This window comes from Microbispora sp. NPDC046973, from assembly GCF_040644495.1.
Classification (GTDB): Bacteria; Actinomycetota; Actinomycetes; order Streptosporangiales; family Streptosporangiaceae; genus Microbispora.
This window is the reverse complement of the sequence record NZ_JBEYWQ010000015.1, coordinates 12,551-28,894: the sequence shown is the minus strand read 5'-3', so window position 1 is coordinate 28,894 and position 16,344 is coordinate 12,551. Positions and strand designations below refer to the sequence as shown.

At 71.4% G+C, this 16,344-nt stretch carries 13 protein-coding genes; 5 read left to right on the top strand and 8 right to left on the bottom strand.

Annotated elements, in window-relative coordinates:
- Positions 1–130 precede the first annotated feature (130 nt).
- Complete coding sequence (locus ABZ860_RS25530; RefSeq protein WP_357224582.1) at positions 131–1,075, top strand: ATP-binding cassette domain-containing protein; 945 nt, start codon at positions 131–133, stop codon at positions 1,073–1,075.
- Positions 1,072–1,821 carry an ABC transporter permease gene (locus tag ABZ860_RS25525; RefSeq protein WP_357224580.1) on the top strand — a complete coding sequence of 250 codons (750 nt, stop codon included), beginning with the start codon at positions 1,072–1,074 and terminating at the stop codon, positions 1,819–1,821. Before ABZ860_RS25530 ends, ABZ860_RS25525 begins: the two co-directional genes overlap by 4 nt.
- Here ABZ860_RS25525 and ABZ860_RS25520 read toward each other — a convergent pair.
- From ABZ860_RS25520 to ABZ860_RS25495, 6 genes are all read right to left on the bottom strand, one after another.
- On the bottom strand, positions 1,805–4,948 hold the full coding sequence (locus tag ABZ860_RS25520; protein WP_357224577.1) for a BTAD domain-containing putative transcriptional regulator: 3,144 nt from the start codon (positions 4,946–4,948) through the stop codon (positions 1,805–1,807). The two genes, ABZ860_RS25525 and ABZ860_RS25520, sit on opposite strands and share 17 nt — an antisense overlap.
- Positions 4,949–5,058: 110 nt before the next feature.
- Positions 5,059–6,264, bottom strand: a complete 1,206-nt coding sequence (locus tag ABZ860_RS25515; protein WP_357224576.1) for a cytochrome P450 — start codon at positions 6,262–6,264, stop codon at positions 5,059–5,061.
- 249 nt (positions 6,265–6,513) lie between these two features.
- A complete protein-coding gene (locus ABZ860_RS25510; RefSeq protein WP_357224574.1) occupies positions 6,514–7,434 on the bottom strand; it encodes an ABC transporter substrate-binding protein in 921 nt (306 codons plus the stop codon).
- A gap of 39 nt (positions 7,435–7,473) precedes the next feature.
- Positions 7,474–8,136, bottom strand: coding sequence for an ABC transporter permease subunit (locus ABZ860_RS25505; protein ID WP_357224572.1), 663 nt, complete (start codon positions 8,134–8,136; stop codon positions 7,474–7,476).
- Positions 8,133–8,807, bottom strand: a complete 675-nt coding sequence (locus ABZ860_RS25500) for an ABC transporter permease (RefSeq protein ID WP_357224571.1) — start codon at positions 8,805–8,807, stop codon at positions 8,133–8,135. The genes ABZ860_RS25505 and ABZ860_RS25500 overlap by 4 nt, the downstream gene beginning before the upstream one ends.
- Entirely contained in the window at positions 8,804–9,880 is a 1,077-nt protein-coding gene (locus ABZ860_RS25495; RefSeq protein ID WP_357224569.1) for an ATP-binding cassette domain-containing protein, read from the bottom strand. The genes ABZ860_RS25500 and ABZ860_RS25495 overlap by 4 nt, the downstream gene beginning before the upstream one ends.
- Positions 9,881–10,164: 284 nt before the next feature.
- Here ABZ860_RS25495 and ABZ860_RS25490 point away from each other — a divergent pair, with 284 nt between their 5' ends.
- On the top strand, positions 10,165–12,156 hold the full coding sequence (locus ABZ860_RS25490; RefSeq protein ID WP_357224567.1) for a hypothetical protein: 1,992 nt from the start codon (positions 10,165–10,167) through the stop codon (positions 12,154–12,156).
- Positions 12,157–12,195: 39 nt separating this feature from the next.
- Here ABZ860_RS25490 and ABZ860_RS25485 read toward each other — a convergent pair whose 3' ends face one another.
- The gene (locus tag ABZ860_RS25485; RefSeq protein WP_357224564.1) at positions 12,196–13,368 is read right to left on the bottom strand and encodes an acyl-CoA dehydrogenase family protein; all 1,173 of its coding nucleotides are present in this window, start codon (positions 13,366–13,368) and stop codon (positions 12,196–12,198) included.
- A complete protein-coding gene (locus tag ABZ860_RS25480; protein ID WP_357224562.1) occupies positions 13,368–14,435 on the bottom strand; it encodes an acyl-CoA dehydrogenase family protein in 1,068 nt (355 codons plus the stop codon). The genes ABZ860_RS25485 and ABZ860_RS25480 overlap by 1 nt, the downstream gene beginning before the upstream one ends.
- Positions 14,436–14,643: 208 nt before the next feature.
- Between ABZ860_RS25480 and ABZ860_RS25475 the strand changes: the two genes are divergently transcribed.
- Both ABZ860_RS25475 and ABZ860_RS25470 read left to right on the top strand, forming a co-directional pair.
- Complete coding sequence (locus ABZ860_RS25475) at positions 14,644–15,300, top strand: TetR family transcriptional regulator (RefSeq protein WP_357224560.1); 657 nt, start codon at positions 14,644–14,646, stop codon at positions 15,298–15,300.
- A 362-nt stretch (positions 15,301–15,662) separates the two neighbouring features.
- Entirely contained in the window at positions 15,663–16,334 is a 672-nt protein-coding gene (locus ABZ860_RS25470; protein WP_357224559.1) for a FadR/GntR family transcriptional regulator, read from the top strand.
- Positions 16,335–16,344: the final 10 nt, after the last annotated feature.

The window sequence follows — 16,344 nt, the reverse complement described above, 5'->3', positions numbered from 1 at the left end:
CAGCCCCGGACCGGGAGGGGTCCGGGGCTGTCGTCGCGGGACGGGTTCCCGCAGCCCGTGTCAGTGGTGTCAGCGGCCGCGTCAGCACGACAACGGTGCGGTATCAGAGCGGTCGGCGATCGTGGACGCCATGAACGGATCAGCGATCGCGGCCTCGGGGCTGCGGAAGGCGTACAAGGACAAGGTCGTGCTGGACGGCGTCGACCTGGACGTCGAAGCCGGCACGATCTTCGCCCTGCTCGGGCCCAACGGCGCCGGGAAGACCACGACGGTGAACGTGCTGACCACGCTGCTGGCCCCCGACGCCGGCAAGGCGGTCGTCGCCGGGCACGACGTGGCCACGGAGACCAAGGCGGTGCGCGCGGCGATCGGAGTCACCGGGCAGTTCGCCTCGGTGGACGACCTGCTCACCGGCGAGGAGAACCTGCTGCTGATGGCGGATCTCCTGCACCTGCCCAAGGCGGAGGGCAGGCAGATCGCCGGCCGGTTGCTCGACCGGTTCGATCTGGCCGAAGCGGCGAGCAAACCGGCGGCGTCCTACTCCGGCGGCATGCGCCGCAAGCTGGACCTCGCCATGACGCTGGTCGGCAGGCCGCAGATCATCTTCCTGGACGAGCCCACGACGGGACTCGACCCGCGCAGCCGCCGCACCATGTGGGAGATCATCCGGGAGTTGGTCGCCGACGGCGCGACCATCTTCCTCACCACGCAGTATCTGGAGGAGGCCGACCAGCTCGCCGACCGCATCGCCGTGCTCGATCAGGGCCGGCTGGTCGCCGAGGGCACCGCCGACGAGCTCAAGCGCCGGGTCCCCGGCAGCCACGTCCGGCTGCGGTTCACCGGCCGCGACGAACTCGACGCCGCGGCACGGGTCCTGCCCGGGTCCACGAGGGACGACGAAGAGCTGGCCCTGCGGGTGCCCGGCGACGGCGGTGTGAGGTCGTTGCGCGCGCTGCTCGACCGGCTCGACGCGCACTCCGTCGACGTCGAGGAGCTGTCGGTGCACACCCCGGACCTGGACGACGTCTTCCTCGCCCTTACCGGCACCGCGAACAAGGAGATCAACGCCCGATGAACGTCATCGCAGATTCCGCGACCATGCTGCGGCGCAGCTTCCGGCACACGATGCGCAATCCGGTGGCGCTGTTCAACGGCGTCGTCATGCCGGTCTTCCTGATGTTCCTGATGGTCTACGTTTTCGGCGACGCGTTCAGCGTCGGCGTCGGCTACGCCGACTACGCGACGCCGGGGTTGATGCTGACGACCATCTGCTACGGCATCGGCGCCACCGCGGTCGCCGTGAACTCCGATATGACGACCGGTTTCATCAACCGGCTTCGCGTCATGGACGTGTCCCGGGCCGCGGTGCTGAACGCGCACGTGATCGTGACCATGCTGCGGAGCCTGGTGGCCATCGCGATCGTCACCGGGGTCGCGTTCCTGATGGGATTCCGGCCGTCGGCGGGTTTCGCGGAATGGCTCGGCGTGATCGGCATCATCGTGCTGACGGTGCTGGCGATCGGCTGGCTGACCGTCGCCTTCGGTCTCGCGGCGAAGACGCCGGAAAGCGCCGGCTTCGCCGCTGTCCCGCTGATGCTCCTTCCCTTCCTGAGCAGCGCGTTCGTGCCGGCCGACAAGATGGGTCCCGGTGCACGGCAGTTCGCCGAGTATCAGCCGTTCACCTCGATCATCGAAACCCTGCGCGGGTTGCTGACCGGCGCGCCGTCGACGGGCTCGGCCGTCACCGCGATCGCCTGGTGCGTGGGGCTGACGTTGGTCGGCTACCTGTGGGCGCGCGCGTCGTTCAAGAAGCGAGCGTGATCTCGGCCAGCTCGCGCCAGTCCCTCCGCCCTCCGTCACGGATCGCCTCGGTGAACGCGGATTCACCGAGGCGATTCCGCGTCTCCGCGGCGATCCTGGAAGCGTCCGGCTGCGAACGATCCGGCGTGCCGCGCACGGCGTCGCTCGCCGCGAGCAGTCGCGCGGCCTGCTCGTGCTCTCCCTGGCGCAGCGCGAGATCCGCGATCCCGATCAACACCTCGGCGATCATCGGCGGGTACATCACATCCACAACCGCGCGGAATGCCTCGGTCCGATATTCGCGGGCCTCTGCGAGATCCTCGGCGAGGTAGCCGTACAGGTCCATGGTCCTGGCACGGGCGGATTGGTCCATCGCCCTGTTGTCCGGAGTCGCCCGCACCTTGGCCAGATGCCGGCGTGCCTGGTCCGGCTCGCCGCGCCAGCGGGCCAGTTGTGCCGCAGAAAACGCCAGCTCGCCGAGCACGCCCGGCCAGGTGATCCCGCCCGCGCACCGCTGCGCTTCGGCCATCGCGGAGGTGCTGGACGGCTCGTCGCCGAGCAGCCAGTACAGCTGAGCCTGCCGCGCCCGCAGACCGACCACGTCCTCGGTCGCGCCCACCTCGGTCAGCGCCACAGCCGCCTCTTCGTAGTGTTCGCACGCGCGTGCGAACTCACCGCGCATGGCGAGCCGATCGGCCAGGAAGGTCAGCGCCAGCGAGATCCCCATCCGCTCACCCAGCGTACGGAACTCGGCGAGGCCGATCTCGGCGTCGATGTCCACATCGGTCTCGTCGCCGCCGAGCGTGAGCCGCAGCCGGCCACGAGCGAGCCTGGCCTGTGCACGCACCCACGGATCGTCGTCGCGGATGAGCGGCTCGAACGCGGGCAGGAACTCCGCCGGACCCTGCAGCATCCGCTCCAGCGGCGCGACGAACCCGAGCAGCGGATTGCGATACCCGCTGCGCTGGGCGAGCCGGTGCGCCTCCTCGATCCACTCCCGCGCCTGAAACTGATCGCCGCCGACCCTGGAGCTCACGAACACCACCACGATGGTGTACGCCATCGCCCGCACCTCGTCGGGCACCTCACCGGGCAGCGAAGCCGCCGCGATGCTCAACTCGGTGCCCTCGGCCCTGTGCCCGCTGAGGTACCAGTACCAGCCGGCGGCCCCGACCAGCCGCATCGCCTCCGTGGCCCATCCCTCGGCGATCGCCCCGCGCAGGGCCGCGCTGATGTTGTCGTGCTCGGCCTCGAGCCTGGACAGCCATTCCAGTTGCTCGGCCCGGCGCAGGTGCGGATCGGCCGTCTCGGCCAGCTCGACGAAGTAGGCGAGGTGCGCCCGGCGCGTCTGCTCGGTCTCCCCGGCCTCGGCGAGCCGCTGCGCCGCGTACTCCCTGATCGTGCCGAGCATCCGGTAGCGCGGGGTGTCCTCGCCGTCGGCGAGCAGCAGCGACTTCTCGATCAACGCGGTCAGCACGTCGAGCACCTGCTCCCCGGCGAACGCCTCGTCCCCGCACACCCGTTCGGCCGCCTCGAGGCTCGCCCCGCCGGAGAACACCGACAGCCGCCGCAGCACGCGGCGTTCGGCCTCGGTCAGCAGGTCCCAGCTCCAGTCCACGACCGCGCGCAGTGTCTTGTGCCGGGGCAGCGCCGTACGGCTGCCGCCGGTCAGCAGAAGGAATCGGTCGTCGAGCCGGCGTGCCAGCTGGTCGACGGACATGGTGCGCAGCCGCGCCGCGGCCAGTTCGATCGCCAGCGGAATCCCGTCGAGCGCCCGGCAGATCCGCGCCATGGCCGACAGGGTGTGCGCGTCGGAGCCGACGTCCTTGCGCACCAGAGCCGCGCGATCCCGCAGCAGCCGCACCGCGGGTGACGACCCGGCCTCGGAGGGGTCCGCCCCGTCCGGGGGCAGCGCGAGCGGTTCGACCTGCCACAGCACCTCCCCGGTGATACCGAGCGGTTCCCTGCTCGTGGCCAGAATCCGCAGCCTCCGGCACTCCCCCAGAAGCCGATCCACGAAAGCCGCGGCCGCCTCGATCACGTGCTCGCAGTTGTCCAGGATCAGCAGGATCGAGCGCTCCCTGACCGCGGCGGCGAGCTGGTCCATCGGCTCCCCGCCCCGCGCGGCGCCGAGCAGTGCCTGGTCACGCAGGCCGATCGCGGTGAGGGCGGCCTGCGCCAGGTCACCGCCCGCCCGCACCGAGGCCAATTCGACCAGCCACGCCCCGTCCGGCAACTCGGCGAGCATCGTGCGCGCGGTCTCCGTGGCCAGCCTCGTCTTGCCGGAGCCGCCCGCCCCCGTCAAGGTGACCAGCCGGTGCCTGAAGACCAGATCGGCGACCGCGGCGATGTGGCCGGCGTCGCCGACGAAACTCGTCAGCTCGGCGCGCAGGTTCGTCCTGTGGTTCTCCGACCGCTCGCCCAGCTCGCCCCGCAGCAACGCGGTGTGCAGCGCGGAGAGCTCGGCCGACGGGTCGGCGCCCAGCTCATCGGCGAGCCGCTCGCGCGTCCGCTGGTACACGGTCAGCGCCTCAGCCGTACGCCCCGCCTCGGCGAGCGCCCGCATGAGGGCCGCCACGAACCCCTCTCGCAGCGGATAGGCCGCGACCAGCTCGGTCAGCTCGGAGACCAGCTCCGAGCCGCGGCCGAGGCGGATGTCCGCGTCCACCCGATCCCCGAGCGCGGAGATGTGGAGTTCGTCCAGACGCGCGACCGCGGCGTCGAACGCGTCGCTGTCTCGCAGCGCGATGTCCGCCATGGCCGTACCGCGCCACAGCGCCAGGGCCGAGCGCAGCAGATCCGCCCGCGCCGCGGGCTCGGCGGCACGGGCCTGACCGACCAGGCGCTCGAACCGGCACACGTCCACGGCGTCAGGAGCCACGGCGAGCCGGTATCCGCCGGAGTCCGCCTCGATCACACCGTCCGGCAGCACCCTGCGCAGCCTGGACACCAACGCCTGCAGGGCGTTGACCTCGTCCGCGGGCGGCCGCTGTCCCCAGATCCAGTCCACCAGCCTCGCCCGCGTGACGATCCGGCCGGGTTCGAGGGCGAGCGCGGCGAGCAGTGCGCGCAGCCGAATCCCGGGCACCTCCACCACGGCCCCATCGCCGTTCCGGACCTCGAACGGTCCGAGCAGTTCGACTCGCACGTCAGCAATTGTGCCGATCCGTGGCGGCACCGGCTAATCGGCACCGCGCGCACACCGCCCACCCAGGCCGGGCCGGCCGTGGGCCGGTCGCGGTCAGCCGTGTCCCCCGGTCACACGTCCCAGGTGACCGGGAGACTCTTCACCCCGTAGATGTCCGCGGTCTCCGGGCGCAGGCTGACCTCTTCCGCCGGTACGGCCAGGCGCAGCGTGGGGAAGCGGTTGAGCAGCGCGGGGAAGGCGACCCGCATCTCGACTCGGGCGAGCTGCTGGCCCAGGCACTGGTGGATGCCGTGGCTGAAGGCCAGGTGGCCGCCGTCCTGCCTGCGCAGGTCGAGCACGTGGGGGTCGGCGAAGCGCTCGGGGTCGCGGTTGGCGGTGTTGAGGGACAGGATGACGCTCGTCCCGGCCGCGATGGTCCGGCCGCCCAGCTCGACGTCCTCCAGCGCCGTCCTCATGAACGTCTTGGCGACGCTCAGATAGCGCAGCAGCTCTTCGACGGCCTGGTCGATGAGCGTGGGCTCGGCGCGCAGCGCGGCCAGCTGGTCCGGGTTCTGCAGCAGCGCGAAGGTGCCCAGTGCGAGCATGTTCGCGGTGGTGTCGTATCCGGCCGACAGCAGGATCAGGGCCATCCCCCGCAGCTCCTCGTCGGTCAGGTCGCTGTCGGTGAGGTCGCTGAGCACGTCGTCGGTGGGGTTGGCGCGCTTGGCGGCCACCAGCTCCGCGAGGTACTGCTGGGTCGCGGTGTAGGCCGCGAACAGTTCCTCGTCGCCGGCCTCCCCGCCGAGGAACTTGTCGATGTTGTCCTGGAAGAAGCCCCGGTCCTCGTACGGCACGCCTAGCAGCTCGCAGATGACGACGGAGGGGATGGGCTTGGCGAACGCGGTCACCAGGTCGGCCGGCGGCCCGGCCTTCTCCATGGCGTCCAGGTGCTCCGCGGTGATCTGCTCGACGCGCTCGGTGAGCAGTCGCATCCGCCGTACGGTGAACTTGCCCACCAGCGGTTTGCGGTAGCGGCTGTGCTGCGGCTCGTCCATGAGCAGGAACTCGCCGGGCGGCGCCGGGGGGACCTCGATGTCGCCGTAATCGATCAGCGGGTGGTGGCGCATGAGCTCCTTGCGTGAGCTGAACCGCGAGTCGGCCAGGACCGACCGGACCAGGTCGTATCCGGTGATCAGCCAGCCCTGGTGCCCGTCGGGGAAGAGGTAGCGGCTGATCGGGCCGTGACGGCGGGCGTCGATCAGCTCCGCGGGCGGGTCGAAGGGACAGCCGGACCGACGCGCGGTCGGCAGCGTGGTGACGGTGTGTTCCATGGTCATTCCCCTCATCGCCCGCCGGGCACGATCGTGTCTTCGGAAGCCTTTCGCGGCCCCGGGGCCGCGATCGCTGAGCCGTTCATGGCCTCCACGATCGCCGGTCGCCCTGACATCGCGCCGTCGCCGTGCTGACGCGGCCGCTGACACGACACCGCGTCGGACCGATCCCCGTCCACTGGGTACAGACGAACGCCTCCCGGTTAGGAGCGAGAGCCCCGCTCCACCGGGAGGCGTTCACCTCTGTCCCGAGCGTCAGACCAGGCCGTTCTGCGTGAGCCAGTCCTTGGCCACCACGGGCGGGTCGTCCTTGTCGACGGAGATCCGCTTCATCAGGGAGACCAGCGTCTGGGTGTCCAGCTTGGCGGAGACCGCGTTCAGCGTGGAGGTCACGGTGTCGTTCACGCCGGCCTTGTAGACGAGGGGCGTCACGTTCTCCGAGCCGAAGGCGTTCTTGTTGTCCTGCAGCGGCACGAGGTCGTTCAGCACGATCTTGGGGTCGGTGGTGAACACGTTGCCCACCTGGACCGTGCCGCTCTTGATCGCGTCAGCGGTGGTGTCCCCGGTGGGCTTCCACTGCTTGAACTCCAGGCCGTAGACGTTCTTGAAGTTCTCCTCCTGACGCTGCTTGAACTCCGGCGGACCGCCGACCACGAAGTCCTTCGCCACCTTGGCGAGGTCCTCGATGCTGGTGAGCTTGTACTTGTCGGCCGTGGCCTTGGTGACCGTCAGCGAGTTGTTGTCCTCGGCCGCCGCGGGCTCAAGGATCTCCAGCTCCGGGGGCAGCTTGGCCTTCAGACCCGAGAGGATCTCGTCCTTGGTCCTGGCCGTGCTGGACTTGTCGACGAACGCCAGCAGCGACCCGGCGTACTCGGGCAGCACGGTCAGGCCGCCGCTCTTGATCTGGTCGTAGACGACCTCGCGGCTGCCGATGTTGGGCTTCTCCTCGACCGTGACCCCCTTGGCCTGGAGGGCCTGGGCGTACATCGAGGCGAGCAGGACGCTCTCGGGGAAGTTGAAGGAGCCGACGACGACCTTCGCGGCGGCGGCGCCGCCCGAGCCCGACGCCGACGGGGCCGCGGACGCGGTCGTGGAGAGGGGGTCGGAGCCCCCGCAGGCCGATAACGTGAGCGCCGCGGTCAGGGTGACCACCGCGACGCCGAAGAAACGCCTCATACCAGAAAATCCCTTCATTTTAGGGGGATAATAGCGAAATTAGCGGACCTGACGGACACCGGGCGAGACGGCCACCCGGTCGAGCAGGACGAAGGCGAACTGGACGGCCAGGGCGAGGGCGGCCACCAGGACCGCTCCCCCGATCACGTCCGCGTAGGTCTTGGTCGCCAGGCCGTCGATGATGAACCGGCCGAGCCCGCCCAGCCCGACGAACGCGGCGACGGTGGCGGTCGAGACGACCTGGATGGCCGCGAGGCGCAGGCCCAGCAGGATCAGCGGCAGCGCGACCGGGGTCAGCGTCCTGAACAGCACCTGACGCCCGCGCAGGCCCATGCCGTACGCGGCGTCGCGCAGGTCGGCGTCCACTCCACGCACACCCTCGTAGGTGTTCACCAGGATGGGCGGGACCGCCAGCACGATCAGCGGGATCAGCACCGGCAGGACGGTCCCCACGCCCGCCAGCAGCACCACGAGCACGAGCAGGCCGAGCGTCGGCAACGCCCGGGCGGCGTTCGCCGCGACCACGACGAGCAGCGCCCCGCGGCCGGTGTGGCCGATGAGCATGCCGAGCGGCACGGCGATCAGCGCCGCGACGAGGAAGGCCGCCGCGGAGAACTCCAGGTGCTCCAGCAGCCGGACCGGGATGCCGTCCGGGCCCGACCAGTGCGCCGCGTCGCCGAAGAAGTCGGCCAGCCAGTTCACGCCGTCCTCCTCGCCCGGGACCAGGGGGTCAGCAGCCGCTGGGCGAGCACGAGCAGCCCGTCGGCGAGCACGGCGAGCAGGACGATGAGCACGATCCCGACCACGATCGGCGTGTAGAACTGGCGCTGCCAGCCGTCGATGAACAGGTTGCCCAGCCCGCCCTGGCCGATGAGCGCGCCCACGCTGACCAGGCTGATGCTGGACACGGTCGCGACCCGCAGCCCGGCCAGGACCACCGGCACCGCGACCGGCAACTCGACCCGGAGCAGCCGGCGCGCGGGCCGGAACCCCATGGCCACGGCCGACTGCCGTACGGGATCGGGCACCGAGGCCAGGCCGTCCACCACGGCGGGGATCAGCACCGCGAGCGCGAAGAACGTCAGCGGGATGACGACGGTCGACCGGGTGAGCCCGGTGACCGACAGGAAGATCGAGAACAGCACGAGGGACGGCAGCGAATAGGTGACGTTCATCAGCGCGGCCGTCGGCTGGTAGAGCCAGCGCCAGCGCACGCAGGCCAGGCCCAGCGGCAGGGCGACGACCAGCCCGAGCAGCACGGGCAGGAAGGCCATCACGACGTGGTTCTCCAGCAGGGCGCTGATCGCGGTGGGGCCTCCGTTGGCCCAGTTGCGCGCGATCCAGTCCCAGCGGACCAGGGGCTCCTCGGTCACGCGGGCGCCCCCTCGGAGGAGCCGGCGCCCGAGCCGCCCGAGCCACCCGGTGCGGGGCCCGCGGCGGGCGGGGCGTACTCGGCGAGCAGTTCGTCGATCGCGTCCCGGCCGGCCACGCCGCGCACGCGGCCCTCCTCGTCCACCGCGACCGCGGTGCCGTTGGGCGACAGCAACGCCGCGTCGAGCGCCACGCGCAGCGAGTCGGTCTCGGGGTTGAAGGTCCCGTACGCCGCGAGCCCGTCCGCGGTCCGCCAGCCGAGCGGCCTGCCGTCCTCGTCGGTCGCGAGGCCGGACGGCGCCGGGCTCAGCCGCACCTCCTTGGCCGAGATGAACGACAGCCGCCGGATGCCGCGGTCGCGGCCGAGGAACTCGCGGACGAAGTCGTCGGCGGGCTCGGTGAGCAGCGTGGCCGGGCCGGCCATCTGGGCCAGCCGCCCGCCGACGCGCATGACGGCCACCGTGTCGCCGAGCTTGACCGCCTCGTCGATGTCGTGGGTGACGAACACGATCGTCTTGCGCAGCTCCGACTGCAGCCGCAGCAGCTCGTCCTGCAGGCTGGCCCGCACGATCGGGTCGACGGCGCTGAACGGCTCGTCCATGAGCAGCACCGGAGGGTCGGCCGCGAGCGCCCGGGCCACGCCGACGCGCTGCTGCTGCCCGCCCGAGAGCTGGAAGGGATAGCGGACGGCCAGGCCGGGGTCGAGCCCGACCAGCTCGAGCAGCTCCATGGCGCGGGCGCGCGCCTTCTTCTTGCTCCAGCCCAGCAGGTACGGCACCGTCGCCACGTTGTCCACGATCTTGCGGTGCGGGAACAGGCCTGCCTGCTGGATCACGTACCCGATACCGCGCCTGAGCGTGGGCGGGTCGATCTCGCGCACGTCCTGACCGTCCAGGGTGATGCGGCCGGAGGTAGCGTCGATCATGCGATTGATCATCCGCAGCGACGTGGTCTTGCCGCAGCCGGAGGGGCCCACGAACACGGTGATCGCACCCGTGGGCACCTCCAGGCTGAGGTCGTCCACGGCCACCGTTCCGTCCCGGTAGCGCTTGGTGACGTCTTCGAACGTGATCACGCCATCTCGCCCTTCGAAAGAGTGTGCGATCAAGCCAACATCGGGAGGCCCACTCGCTCTTCCCCGTGAACCTCCCGGATATCAAAACGCGACCCGTTCCGGACACACCGCCCGGCGGCCAGCCTACGGTGGGAACCCTCGATATCCGGGCCTAGATATCTATCAATAGGGCATCTCATGATGCGTGGCGCGGTGATGTGTTGGCATGATTACTCTCACGCCTCTCCCGTCCCACCGCCGCGTCCCTCCGATACGGACCAGCCAAGAACTCAGAGGAGCCGGTCGTGACTGCACCGCTCACCGGTCAGCGCTCCAGGAGCGAGCTGATCGCCGAGCTCTACGAGCGTCACGCCGCCGGGTTGTTCGCGTACTGCCACGACCAGCTCGGTGAGACCGCGTCCGCCGCCGACGCCGTAGTGGCCGTCTTCACCACCGCTCCGACCGCCGAGCCGCCCTCGCGTGCCGCGCTGTACGCGCTGGCTCGCCGGGAGATCTACCGCCGGGACGTCAGCTACGCGCTGCCGGCCGTCGACTCCGTCGCCGACCCCGCCACCGCCTTGATCGAGCGGGTGTTCCGGGACATCCGGCCCCACCAGCGTGAGGTCCTGCTGCTGTCGGAGGTGTGCGGCCTGACGGCGCCCGAACTGGCGCTTGTCCTCGACGTGGCGGCCGACACCGCCGAGGAGCTGATCGCGGGGGCGACGCGCCGCTTCGCCCAGACGCTGGAGACGGCCGTCACCGCCGCGAGGTCGGCGCCGTTCGTGCCCGCCTCCGTCGCCGAGGTCTACGACGCCATCGGCGTCTCCCCCATCGGGGACGTGCTGGCCCGGCTGCCCTGGCACCGGCCGGCCGCGTCCGTACGCGACCGGGTGCTTGCGGCGCTGCCGTACGAGGAGCCGGTCAGCGCCGCGACGGGCGGGGAGCGGTCCTCCGGCCTGGTCACCAAGAGGCTGTGGCCGACCACGCCGACCTGGCCGCTGCCGCTGAGCGACCCCGACCAGGTCACCAACACGTGCGTGGTCAAGGCCGACGCCATCGCGCAGCCGCAGGGCTCCCGGCGCAAGGCCAAGCACGAGGCGGCGACCGAGCCCATGCCCCGGCTGCGCGGGGCGCTGCTCAACTCGCTCGGCGAGGGCCGTCTGCGCAGGAAGCGCCCCGGGCGGCCCGCGCCCGCGGAGCGACCGGCGGCCCTGTCCGCGCCCGTGGAGCCGCAGGCGTCCCCGCAGGAACCCGCGCACGCTGCGCCCGCCACGCCGCCACCTGCTCCGGAGGTCGCGAATACCGCCCCCGAGTCGTTCGACGCCTTCGGCACCACGGCCGCTCACCGCCCGGACCCGTTCGACGCCTTGGGAACGTCCGGCACGCCACGCCCCGCGGAGCCCTTCGGCGCCTTCGGCACCACCCCGCGCCCGGCGGACCCGTTCGACCGCCCCGTGGAGCCCTTCGACGCCTTCGGAACGTCCGGCACGCCACGCCCCGCGGAGCCGTTCGACGCCTTCGGCACCGCCCCGCGCCCCGCGGACCCGTTCGACGCCTTCGGGGCTTCCGGCGCACCCCGTCCGGCCGAGCCCTTCGACACCCTCGGCACCACCCCGCGCCCGGCGGAGCAGTTCGACGCCTTCGGGACTGCCGGCACGCCGCGCCCCGCGGAGCCGTTCGACGCCTTGGGGACTGCCGGAACGCCCCGCCCTGCGGAGCCGCTGGACGCGTTGTTCGACACGCTCCGCTTCGCCGTGCCCTTCGACGCGTTCCGCACCGCCGATGCTGCGGGCACCTCGCGGCAGGCCGAGTCCACCGGCGACTTCCCGCGGACCGAGGAGCCGTCGGACGACGCTCCGCTGGCGCCGCCCTCCGAGGCGCTTGTCCCGGCCGCTCCCCCCATGGACGTCTTCGCTCCCGCGCCTCAGGAGGCGGAGCGACCGGCCGAGCCTTTCCTCCCAGCCGAGGAGCCGCAGGCGGAGACGGACGGCGCGCGTGCCGCCGACACGTCCGCGACGGAGGCCGACGCCCTCGTCCACCCGGCCGCCGCGGCGGTTCCCGTCCCCCGGGCCGTCACCTCCCGCCGTCCGAGCCGCAAGCACGCCGGCAGGCCGTCCGGCGGCGGCAGCGGCACGAGCAAGAGCAGGGGCACGAGCAAGGGCAAGGGCACGAGCAAGGGCCGACGGGTCAAGGGCGAGCGGCACTACGACTGGCTGTGGGAGGTCGTCGGCATCCTGATCTGCCTGATCATCGCGCTGGTCGTCTTCTTCAACGTGCCGACGGTGTTCACGCCCTGAGCCCGGAACGCCTGGAACGTCCGGGCGCCGGGCGCGTGCTCATCGTGGTGGTTTGGGCAGCCCGAGCCCGAGCATGGCGATCAACTCACGCTGGACCTCGTTGACGCCGCCGCCGAAGGTGAGCACGAGCGCGCCCTTGACGCCCCGGTCCACCCGCTCGACCAGGTCGCGCGTCTCCTCGTCGTACGGATCGCCGAAGCGGGCCAGCGTGTCGCCGACGATCCGGCCGACGTCCTGCACCCGCTCCGAGGCGTAGATCTTGGTGGCCGAGGCGTCGGGCGCGCCCAGCCAGCCGAGGTCCATCGACGCCGCGACCTGCCAGTTCAGCAACTCGTTCGTGCGGAAGTAGGCGTACACCTCGGCGACGGCCCGCCGTACGTCGGGGTGCTCCCACAGCGGCGCGCCGTCGCGTCCCCGGGTGCTCTTCGCCCAGCGGACGAAACGGTCGAGGGTGTGCCCGATGTTGCCGGCGGGCCCGAGAGTGACGCGTTCGTGGTTGAGCTGGCTGACGATCAGGTCCCAGCCCTTGTCCACCTCGCCGACGACCATGTCGAGTGGGACGCGCACGTCCGAGTAGTACGTCGCGTTGGTGTGGTGACGGCCGTCCATCGTGATGATCGGCGTCCAGGAGAACCCGGGGTCCGTGCAGTCGACGATCATCATGGTGATCCCGCGGTGCTTCTTCGCCGCCGGATCGGTGCGCGCGGCCAGCCAGACGTAATCGGCGTGGTGCGCGCCCGAGGTGAACACCTTCTGGCCGTTGACCACGTAGTGGTCGCCGTCCCGCACCGCCGTCGTCCGCAGCGAGGCCAGGTCGGTGCCCGCCTCAGGCTCGCTGTAGCCGATGGCGAAGTGGCACTCGCCCGCGAGGATGCGCGGCAGGAAGAACTCCTTCTGCGCGTCCGTGCCGTACCGCATCAGCGTCGGGCCGACCGTCTGCAGCGTGATCAGGGGGTAGGGCACCTCGGCCCGGGTGACCTCGTTGGCGAAGATCTGCTGCTCCACCGGGCCGTAGCCGCCCCCGCCGTACTCCTTCGGCCACCCGAGCCCGAGCTTGCCGTCGCGGCCCAGCCTGCGGCAGTGCGCCATGTACGCCTCGCCGAACGGGTCGCGGGCGATCTCGGCGCGCTGCTCGGCCGTCAGGCAGGACGCGAAGTAGTCCCGCAGGTCGTCGCGGAGCCGCCGCTGCTCCGCCGTCAACTCGATGAACATCAGACCAGGGCTCCGATCAGGTCGAGCTGGGCCTGCTCGCCGCCCAGCAGATGGGCGAGGTGCTTGCCCAGGCCGAAGTGACGATGCAGCGGATAGGTCAGGTCGAGGCCGATGCCGCCGTGCAGGTGCTGGCAGGTGTAGAGCGCGCGTACGGCGTCTCCTGCCGCGTTGTAGGCGGCGACGGCCAGGTCCCGCTCCGCGGGCAGCCCTTCGCCCAGCCGCCACACTCCCGTCCACATGGCGACGTCGAGCGCGCGTGAGGCGATGTAGACGTCGGCGATCTGCATGGTCACGGCCTGGAACTCGGCGAGCACCCGGTCGAACTGCCTGCGTGCGGCGATGTGTCCCTTGGTCAGCGCGAGCGCGCCCGTGAGGACTCCGGAGGCGGTCGCGGTCACGGCGGCCAGAGTGTTCAGCCGCAGCGCGGCGACGGCCGCGCCGTCCGGCTCCCCCACCATCTCGGCCGGCGCGTCCTCCAGGGTGACCAGGGCCGCGGGTTCCCCGGTCGGCGTCGGGATCGGCCGCAGCCGCGCGTCTCCCGGCCGCACGAGGAACAGTGCGGCCCCGTCCCCGGCACGCGCGGGCACGAGGATGGCCGACGCCTCGGCGGCGTACGGGACGGCTCCGGGCCGCCCGGTGATCCTCCCGTCCCCGGCGATCGCGGCCGGCGGGTCGCCCGGGCCCGCCCCGGCCGCGCGGAAGGCGACGGTCAGCACCTCCTCCCCCTCGGCGAACGGCGCGAGTGCCCGGCGCTGCGCGTCCGTCCCGTGCCGGGCGACGGTCAGCGCCGCGATCAGGCCGGGCAGCGCGGGAACCGGCGCGACGCGCGCTCCCGCCTCACGCAGGATCACCGCCATGGCCAGCGGGCCGAGCCCGGCCCCGCCCGCCTCGGGCGGCAGGCACGCGCCGAGCAGGCCCGCCTGCGCCAGCGCCTTCCACGCTCCCGCGTCGTACGGCCGGCCGCCACGCTCGTGCGCCTCGATCCTGGCCTGGTCCGCCTCCCGGTCCAGCACCGACGCGGCCAGCGCGCGCAACTCCGCATGGGTCTCGTCGAGATCGAAGTCCACCGGGCCTCCCGCGTGTTCCAGGACCTGCCTGCGGGGCGAGATCCCCGCCCAGAACGGCAAACTAGAACGGATTCTAATCTCTGTCCAGAGGGAGACTCGCGAACCGTCGACGACACGCGGCTGAAACAGGAAAGTCATTTAGCCGCCAGCGCTTTTGTGACTGACGGGTAACCATCCGGAAGGAGCGAAAATCAGATAACGTGTTCCTATGCGCACTTCGCATGCAGTCGCCGACGCTCCCTCACCGCTTCCCGAAGGCCCCTCGGCCACGGGCAGCCATCCGGCCCCGGCCACTCCCGGGGTCCGCACCAGGAGCCAGCACCAGCGGCGCCGGCGCATCGTCCAGGCGGCGGCCGCCCTCGCCTCCCGCGGAGGCGTCGAGGCGATGCAGATGCGCACGGTCGCCGAGCGCGCGGGCGTCGCCCTGGGAACGCTCTACCGCTACTTCCCCTCGAAGATGGACCTGGTCGTGGCGGTGGTCGGCGAGGAGATCGACCTGCTGGAGTCCAGCATCGAGCGGCGCCCTCCGCACGCCACCCATCCCGCCGGCCGCGCGGTCGACGTGCTGATGCGGGCCACCCGCGGCCTCATGCGCGAGCCGGAGCTCGCCGACGCGCTCATCCGCTCCCTGATCATGGCGGAGGTGGAGGCGCCGTTCGGCGACCGGATGGCGAGCCTGCTGCTGCGCGTCGCCACCGACGGCCGCACGGTGAGCCTTCCCGCGGAGGACCAGCTCGCGCTCACCGGCTCCCTGGCGGGAGTCTGGGTGCAGGAGTTGCTGGAGATGCTGCGCGGGCGGCGCACCTACGAGCAGATCCAGCACCGCATCGAGATCGCCGCCGAGCGGCTGCTGGCGGGTTTCTAGATTTTCCTTCTATTGACGACCGCGCTTTCCCGCGTCACGAGATCGACCGCCGCATAACCGTCAGTAAGATCGCCAAGTCAGACGGACTTCGTTCACCCATTCGTCCTTATCGGGATAGAACAGGTTCCAGCTCTATTGGATCCAATTCCAATGCGGCGACAGTCGGCGCGGCCGCCTCTCAATCTTCTCAAGCATGACAGAACCGGGCGATCCGGTCGCCGACGGCCCCCCTCTGCCGTCGAGCGTAGGAAACGGACGGTCGGCCGCCCGTGCCCGCAGGGATGATCAGGACCTGGCCGTACAATTCCCCCGGGCGGGCTGAGCGCGACCCCGGACGAAGACGCGCGGCAGGGAGACGGGGCGTGGCGGTCACCGACGCGGCGATCAGCAGCATCAAGGACATGATCCTGTCGGGCGAGCTGGGTCCGGGCGACCGGCTGCCCCGGGAGGCGGACCTGGCCGAGCGGCTGGGGCTGTCACGCAACTCGCTGCGGGAGGCCGTCCGCGCGCTCGCCCTGATCAACGTGCTCGACGTGCGGCAGGGCGACGGCACCTACGTCACCAGCCTGCAGCCGGGCCTGCTGCTGGACGCCCTGTCGTTCGTGGTCGACTTCCACCAGGACGACACGGTCCTGCAGTTCTTCGAGGTGCGGCGCATCCTCGAACCCGCGGCCACCGCGATGGCGGCGACCCGGATGACCGACGAGGACATCGCCGAGCTGCGCGACATCCTGGACGCGTTCCCCGAGCAGCCGAGCGCGGAGGACTTCGTCGTCAACGACCTGCGGTTCCACCAGAAGATCGCCGAGGGCTCGGGCAACCCCGTGCTCGGCTCGCTCATCGAGAGCATCTCCGGCCCGACCGCGCGAGCCCGCATCTGGCGCGGCCTCACCCAGGAGGGCGCGGCCGATACGACGCGGGCGCAGCACGCCGCCATCTACGAGGCCATCGCGGGCCGCCGGCCGGAGATCGCCCAGGCCTGGGCCACCGTCCACATCGCGGGGGTGGAGGAGTGGCTGCGCCGCGCGCTGTGACGGCGCTCCA

Coding starts and splice junctions, on each gene's coding strand:
- ABZ860_RS25530 (WP_357224582.1), top strand. CDS start 131: ATGAACGGATCAGCGATCGCGGCCTCGGGGCTGCGGAAGGCGTACAAG.
- ABZ860_RS25525 (WP_357224580.1), top strand. CDS start 1,072: ATGAACGTCATCGCAGATTCCGCGACCATGCTGCGGCGCAGCTTCCGG.
- ABZ860_RS25515 (WP_357224576.1), bottom strand. CDS start 6,264: ATGACCATGGAACACACCGTCACCACGCTGCCGACCGCGCGTCGGTCC.
- ABZ860_RS25510 (WP_357224574.1), bottom strand. CDS start 7,434: ATGAGGCGTTTCTTCGGCGTCGCGGTGGTCACCCTGACCGCGGCGCTC.
- ABZ860_RS25485 (WP_357224564.1), bottom strand. CDS start 13,368: ATGTTCATCGAGTTGACGGCGGAGCAGCGGCGGCTCCGCGACGACCTG.
- ABZ860_RS25475 (WP_357224560.1), top strand. CDS start 14,644: ATGCGCACTTCGCATGCAGTCGCCGACGCTCCCTCACCGCTTCCCGAA.